Source organism: Methyloglobulus sp., from assembly GCF_040079455.1.
Taxonomy (GTDB): domain Bacteria; phylum Pseudomonadota; class Gammaproteobacteria; order Methylococcales; family Methylomonadaceae; genus Methyloglobulus.
Window position 1 is genome coordinate 22,654 of the sequence record NZ_JBEBKJ010000044.1, and the last position, 6,764, is coordinate 29,417.

9 protein-coding genes are annotated in these 6,764 nt (G+C 43.3%); all 9 read right to left on the minus strand.

The annotated features are described in order from the left end of the window. Window positions 1–9: 9 nt before the first annotated feature. On the minus strand, window positions 10–771 hold the full coding sequence (locus ABL924_RS10770) for a class I SAM-dependent methyltransferase (protein WP_349027096.1): 762 nt from the start codon (window positions 769–771) through the stop codon (window positions 10–12). 95 nt (window positions 772–866) lie between these two features. Continuing rightward, window positions 867–1,319 carry a Fe-S cluster assembly sulfur transfer protein SufU gene (gene sufU / locus ABL924_RS10775; RefSeq protein WP_349027097.1) on the minus strand — a complete coding sequence of 151 codons (453 nt, stop codon included), beginning with the start codon at window positions 1,317–1,319 and terminating at the stop codon, window positions 867–869. Beyond that, on the minus strand, window positions 1,319–2,548 hold the full coding sequence (locus tag ABL924_RS10780) for a cysteine desulfurase (protein WP_349027098.1): 1,230 nt from the start codon (window positions 2,546–2,548) through the stop codon (window positions 1,319–1,321). Before ABL924_RS10780 ends, sufU begins: the two co-directional genes overlap by 1 nt. Next, window positions 2,539–3,879: a Fe-S cluster assembly protein SufD gene (sufD, locus tag ABL924_RS10785; RefSeq protein ID WP_349027099.1), complete on the minus strand. Its 1,341-nt coding sequence runs from the start codon at window positions 3,877–3,879 to the stop codon at window positions 2,539–2,541. The genes ABL924_RS10780 and sufD overlap by 10 nt, the downstream gene beginning before the upstream one ends. Next, the gene (gene sufC, locus ABL924_RS10790; protein ID WP_349027100.1) at window positions 3,879–4,640 is read right to left on the minus strand and encodes a Fe-S cluster assembly ATPase SufC; all 762 of its coding nucleotides are present in this window, start codon (window positions 4,638–4,640) and stop codon (window positions 3,879–3,881) included. The genes sufD and sufC overlap by 1 nt, the downstream gene beginning before the upstream one ends. A gap of 25 nt (window positions 4,641–4,665) precedes the next feature. Beyond that, window positions 4,666–4,905: a hypothetical protein gene (locus ABL924_RS10795; RefSeq protein WP_349027101.1), complete on the minus strand. Its 240-nt coding sequence runs from the start codon at window positions 4,903–4,905 to the stop codon at window positions 4,666–4,668. Between the two features lie 16 nt (window positions 4,906–4,921). Next, a complete protein-coding gene (locus ABL924_RS10800) occupies window positions 4,922–5,227 on the minus strand; it encodes a BrnT family toxin (RefSeq protein ID WP_349027102.1) in 306 nt (101 codons plus the stop codon). 89 nt (window positions 5,228–5,316) lie between these two features. Then, window positions 5,317–6,078, minus strand: a complete 762-nt coding sequence (locus tag ABL924_RS10805) for a hypothetical protein (protein ID WP_349027103.1) — start codon at window positions 6,076–6,078, stop codon at window positions 5,317–5,319. A 33-nt stretch (window positions 6,079–6,111) separates the two neighbouring features. Further along, the coding region (locus ABL924_RS10810; RefSeq protein WP_349027104.1) for a VRR-NUC domain-containing protein at window positions 6,112–6,764 on the minus strand (653 nt) is incomplete at its 5' end.

Genomic DNA, 6,764 nt, shown 5'->3' on the forward strand with positions numbered 1-6,764 from the left:
AAGCTCCAACTATTTTAAATAAACATCATAACGCAATAGTTTTCCTTGAAAACTCTCATTCGGCTTACCACCCAGAGGCTCGGCGTAATCAGGACTTTTTACCACGACACGTTTGCCTGTTGCCTTTAAGGCCGTAGAGAACAGCTCTGCTTTGTCCATATCATCCCCAACCAAATCGCGCAAAACCATAATTGATTTTTTAGCTAAAGCTGATTTTTTTCGTTTGGGCGGGAACATAGGGTCAAGGTAGATACAATCTGGCTTAAATTCCAACTTTTCTAAAATTTCTATGGCGTTGCCTACTTGTAACTGAGGCGGTGCTAGGTTTAATTGTTGAACCCAAGCCAATTGTTGTAAGCGCTTAAAACCATCCGCCAATAACTCCGCCATCACCGGCGAACGCTCTAGTGATAGCACGACATAACCCATACGGAACATGGCAAGACTATCCTGCCCCCAACCCGCCGTAGCATCAACCACTGTTTTGGTTTTACGCCCCAGTGCCTGGGCTAACGCACCAGTTTTGGCAATAGGCCAGGAAAGTTGTTCGCCAGGGCGGTGTTCAATCTCGACCGATAGGCTGCTTTTCAAGTTATTTCTGTCAATGAGGGACAAAGAGCCCTCGCGCCAGCTTAGGAAGAAATTTTCTAAAGTGTCATCATTAAACGATTGATAAAAAGGAAGCTGTAATTTTTCTGCAAGCTGTTGGTATGCTGAAATATCGCCTTGGCCTTCATAAAGCACGGCTAGCTTTCCTTGACAGTCGATCATGTAGGCTAGATTGAGTTAATGTAACCCATTATCTATGACTTAGATTGTTGGGTTACGTTAAAGCTTACCCAACCTTTATTTTTGGTTACAAACATTTACTCAGTAGAAATAGAATTTTGTTCGTTTTTCAGTGCCGCATCCAACGTGTGCCAAGCCAAAGTAGCGCATTTCACCCGTGCTGGATATTCGCGCACACCCGCAAGCACTGCTAATTTACCAACCGCTTCCAATTGAATGCCTTCATCCTTGCCGGTTGTCATTTCATGGAAGACTTTGAATAAGGCTTCCGCTTCCGCTTCGGTTTTCTCCTTAATGATCTCAGTCATCAAAGAAACCGATGCGGTTGAAATAGCACAGCCTGAACCTTGAAAGCTGGCATCAGCAATCTTGTCACCATCCATTTTCAAATATAAGGTTAACCTATCCCCGCATAAGGGGTTAAAGCCTTCCACTTTCCGGTCGGCATCTTCCATTACGCGAAAATTACGCGGGTTGCGGTTGTGGTCGAATATGACCTCTTGGTAGAGGTCGCGTAAATCTTCAAACATTAGCCAAAAACCTCAATCAGGGACGTAATCCCTTGCATTAACACATCAATTTCTTCCTTGGTATTATACATGGCAAAAGACGCCCGTGCCGTTGCAGGTACACCGTAAAACTCCATGACTGGCATGGCGCAATGATGCCCTGCCCTGATCGCTATGCCTAAGCTGTCCAGCATGGTACCTATGTCGTGGGGGTGGATTTTATCCAGTACAAAAGACAGGATGGCACCTTTGTCTTCAGCCTCACCAATAATCCTTAACCCTTTAATCTGTTTGGCTTGTTGTGTGGCATAAGCTAATAATCCGGCTTCATAGGCGGCAATGTTAGCCATGCCGATTTCGTTAAGATAATCAATTGCAGCCCCTAAGCCAACCACATCGGCAATACCTGGAGTACCGGCTTCAAACTTATGCGGCAATCCGGCGTAGGTGGACTTTTCAAAACTGACAGTTTTGATCATATCGCCACCACCTTGGTAAGCGGGCATAGCTTCAAGCAGGGCTTGCTTACCGTACATCACGCCAATTCCAGAAGGCCCGTACAACTTATGGCCAGAAAACACATAAAAATCGCAATCTAAATCCTGCACATCAACGGGCATGTGCGGTATAGCTTGTGCGCCGTCCAACATAACTGGGATGTTTTTTTCGTGCGCCGCAGCAATCATTTGTTTTACAGGGTTAACCGTTCCCAACGCATTGGACATGTGTACCACTGCAACCAATTTGGTTTTGGCGTTCAACAAGGCTTCAAATTCAGGATAAATTAATTCGCCTTGGACATTCATCGGCGCAACTTTCAATACTGCACCAGTCTCTTCGCACAACATTTGCCAAGGCACGATATTGGAGTGATGTTCCATAGCGGTGATCACAATCTCGTCACCGGCTTTTATATTGGATTTGCCGAAGGTTTGGGCAATCAGATTAACGGCTTCGGTTGCGCCGCGCACAAAGATGATTTCCTTGGTGCTGGCGGCATTAATAAATCCCCGCACTTTCTCGCGCGCCGATTCAAACTTATCGGTAGCGCGAACGCTTAAGGTATGCACGCCACGATGGATATTGGCGTAATCGTGACGGTAAAAATTACTGATGCTGTCGATAACAGCATTCGGCTTTTGGCAACTGGCGGCATTATCCAAGTAAACTAACGGCTTATTGCGAATTTTTTCTTGCAGTATGGGAAAGTCTGCCCGGATTTTTTCAATGGGTAAAGATGTTACAGCCACTCTTTTTGGACTCCTTCCTGTGGAAATCTCGCTAACACGTGTTCCAGCACTTGGTCATGTAAGCTTTTTATCTTAATCTTATCCACCATTTCGTTAGCAAACGCAAAGGTCAGCATATTGCGGGCAGTTTCTTCGTCAATGCAACGTGATTGCAGGTAAAAAATGGATTTTTCGTCCAATTGCCCAACGGTTACGCCATGCCCACACTTAACATCATCGGCATAAATTTCCAGTTGCGGCTTGGTATCCGCTTCGGCATCGTTGGATAACAGCAAATTGCGGTTATTCATTTGCGAATCGGTCTTTTGCGCATCTTCTGCGACAATCACCCGACCTTGAAACACACCTCGCGCACGATCATCCAACACGCCTTTATAGATTTCCCGGCTAATTCCATACGGTTTAAGATGATTGATGCGGGTATGGTTATCCAGATGCTGGCGTTTTACGCCCAAATATAAGCCATTGAGTTCGCACTCAGAAGCCTCACCCAAATCGGTGTGGATATCGCAACGCGCCAATAAGCCACCAAAGGCAAAATTGTGATGGGTAAAACGGGCATGTTGCGCCTGTTTCACATAGGTGCCACCGAAGTGATAAGCCTTGTCTGATTCTGCCTGTAATTTGTAATGCGTTAATGTCGCATTTTCTCCAACAAATACTTCCATGACTGCTGTTGATAAATAAGCATCATCCGTCGCCGCCACAAAGGTTTCAATCAACGTCGTTTTTGTAGAACAATCCACCACTACCACATTACGCGTCGTCGCCAAAACATCGGCTTGTGTCGTAATATTTAAAATCTGGACCGGTTTAGCCAGAACTTGATTGGTCGGCACATGAATAAACACGCCATCAGTAAACCATGCGCTGTTGAACGCCACAAAACCATGTTCACCCGGCTGCACAGCTTGACCTAAATAAGGCTGTAACCAATCAGGCAGCGCCATTAACGCCGCCGCCATACTCATGACCTTTACACCATCAGGCAAATCGCCCAACACAGACAGTTCTGCGGAAAAATGGCCATTGACCAAAACCACTGACCATGACTCTTCCAGTTGGTGCCCTTTCAGCCAAGACGGATCAATTAATTGTAGGTTGGGATGAGTACTTACGAAATCCAACACAGGTGCAAACAGCTTCTTTTCAATAGCGGACACATTTGTGTAACGCCATTCTTCTTCACGCGGTGAAGGAAAACCGGTTGCCGAGAATTTGCTCAAACCTGCCTTGCGTAATTGCTGCAACCACGGCAAGTTTTGCCCTGGCAATTCGGGTGCTAAAGTTGGGTATTCAGCCATATAGCGGCTGGTTGATTTGGTTGCCATTAAGCCGCCACCCCAGGCTGATCGGCTTCAACCCAACTGTAACCTTTTTCTTCCAGCTCCAAGGCTAATTCAGGCCCGCCGGATTTAACGATCTGCCCATGCGCCAACACATGCACGAAATCAGGCTTGATATAATCGAGTAAGCGTTGGTAATGGGTAATCATCACAAAAGCACGGTTCTCGGAACGCAGAGAATTAACCCCATCCGCCACGACTTTTAAGGCATCAATATCCAGACCGGAGTCCGTCTCATCAAGGATGCACAGTTTCGGTTCCAAGATCGCCATTTGCAGGATTTCGTTGCGTTTCTTTTCACCGCCGGAAAAACCTTCATTAACAGCGCGGTACAGAAACTTCTCATCCATTTCCAGCAACTTAACCTTATGTTTAACCAAAGTTAGAAAATCCATCGCATCGACTTCCGGCTGGCCGTGATGCTTACGCACCGCGTTCAACGCCGCTTTCAACAGATAAATGTTGCTGACACCAGGGATTTCCACCGGATATTGGAAAGCAAGGAAAACACCTTCCCTTGCCCGAATTTCAGGGGGCATTTCGGTTAAATCCACACCTTGATAAGTAACCTTTCCTTGGGTGACTTCATAGCCGCTTTTGCCGGACAAAATATGCGATAAGGTGCTTTTACCCGAACCGTTAGGCCCCATGATGGCATGGATTTCACCTGCTTTGACTTGCAGATTGATCCCTTTAAGGATAGGTTTGTCGCCAACGCTGACGTGGAGGTTTTCTATAAGGAGCATAATATTTACTTTAATAAAAAGGAATCTATAGCTTAAAAGACTCAAATAGGGCGATGTCTTTTTTAAGCAAATCATTGGCAACATCGGAAATTTGTACGCCCTTTTTAGCGGCAAGAGCCGCTAAAAACTGTTGCACTGTCTCGTCTAAGTAAATCGGCAAATTCAATTTGGCATTCGGACGGTAAAATTTGCCACGAACGCCTTTGCTAAAATCCACCTCATTGGGCATATCATCATCGTCTTCAAAAACTGTCGTTTTAGTCATTGGTGAACCTCATTTTTCATATTGGGCTTTCAGAATAAATCCGGCGCTCTTGTTTGGTCGCTAATCGGGCGGAAATAATCCTTACTAAAGAGCGGTTTGACTCAGCTTGCAAATAAGTATGGGCAACAACCAACAAATCGCCATTGGTATTTTGTCCTAATGTTAGCCAGCGTTCTTCTTTCATACTATGCGCTTCGTCAAAAACAGTAATTGATAGTGGATCTAAAAATACTTGTGCAGCCTGTTCAAAACTAACACCGTGTTTCTTCATATTGGAAAACGCCTTTCTTGCATCCCACTCGAAATCATAAATATGGGGCATCAATAATTTTCCAATTCAAATACAGGAGTGATAAAAACCCAATGCTACCTATTAACACGAACGATGCGCTTCACTTTGTTCAGCACATCCTATGTACTGAGAAATTGTTCTTGAAATTTACGTCGCCCAATGTCATAAGGTAACGGGTTTGTTGCATGTGGTTTTGGAGTGCTGCGATCACCAATTAGGTAATTGATACGATAAGTGCAGTTACCAGATGGGTGCAACATTCCACCTATAACTCTGTTAGATTCCAATATACGCTCTTGAATAAGGCGTTCTAGTATTTTTTGTACTTGTGGGCCTAACCCAACGAACACAGCATTTTTAAGCGCTTCAACTTCTATAACAAAATTCTCAAAAAGGTATTTACGTAGAAGCGGATTTTTAATCATGTCGGGAGTTCCTCGGTAGTCATTTTCTTTGATGAAAACCGGATAGCGAAGCAAAGAAGTTGTATGTAGCATATGCCTGAATGTTGAGAACAGTTCAGATGAATCTTTTATTCCAAGCCAGTCGTGGAAACCCCAATGATTGAGCTGATTGATAAGATTTCTCCGCAAAAGTTCGCCGCTAAATGCGCCTACATTCTTGGCAGCTCGAATAGCTTCCATGCCTGATTTTCCAGCTTGAAGGGTGCGCCTAGCTTCGTTGTTGGCATTAATCATTTGAGTGGGGCCGGGCGTAATTCCGACTAACACCACTCGTGCGTCAGGATTAATGCATTCAAATGGAGCATAATAGATATTAATATCTCCAATTTTTTCCATCAAAAGCCTCGGATCGCGAACCAGAGGAGGTGTTTTCTCACAGAGTGCCGATGAATATTTATCTATTAAGGAAGTTTTCATTTAGATTTCGAAAATTTTAATCATAAAAGTAGGTTACGATCTAATACGAAGCAAAGAAGTATCCAACATCAATGGTAGAGAATAATTTCTTAACCAGTAAGCTTGGTTCCTATGAAGTTTGTCTTTGCATTTAACTTCAACAAATTTTATTTGATTGTTTTTCCAAAGAGTAAGATCTGGCCAACCTGATAGAGCACTGCACCCTAAATTATTTGGAATGCATCTACTAACAATTTGTAATATTAATTTCTGAAAGAAATCTTTACCCAACCCATTCCATACAAAATTTATATTTCCTTTATCACAGGATTCGTTAGAATAAAGACGTTTAAAATATTCTATATTTGAATCTAGAGTATTTGTAAGCCAAGCTAAGGTTAGTTTAGTAATTAAAAACTCCGTAACAGATAGCAGATGATTGTTTTTGTCAACCCAAGCACGATGTCTTTTTAAATATCCAAAAATTGGCTCACCAGTTTCATTTTGCATTCCGTAATTTATAGCATGAATGATTAATTTAACTATATTGCCTTCATCACTAACACCGTTCCATCCGAGAAGCTGGTAATAATAAAGCCCCATCTCCTCGACAGATAGAAAATGATTTGAGTCAAAAATCCAATATTTTTTATTATTTTCTGTACAACTTTCTGCTTTAATTTCTTCAATATCTAAGTCAAAAATTT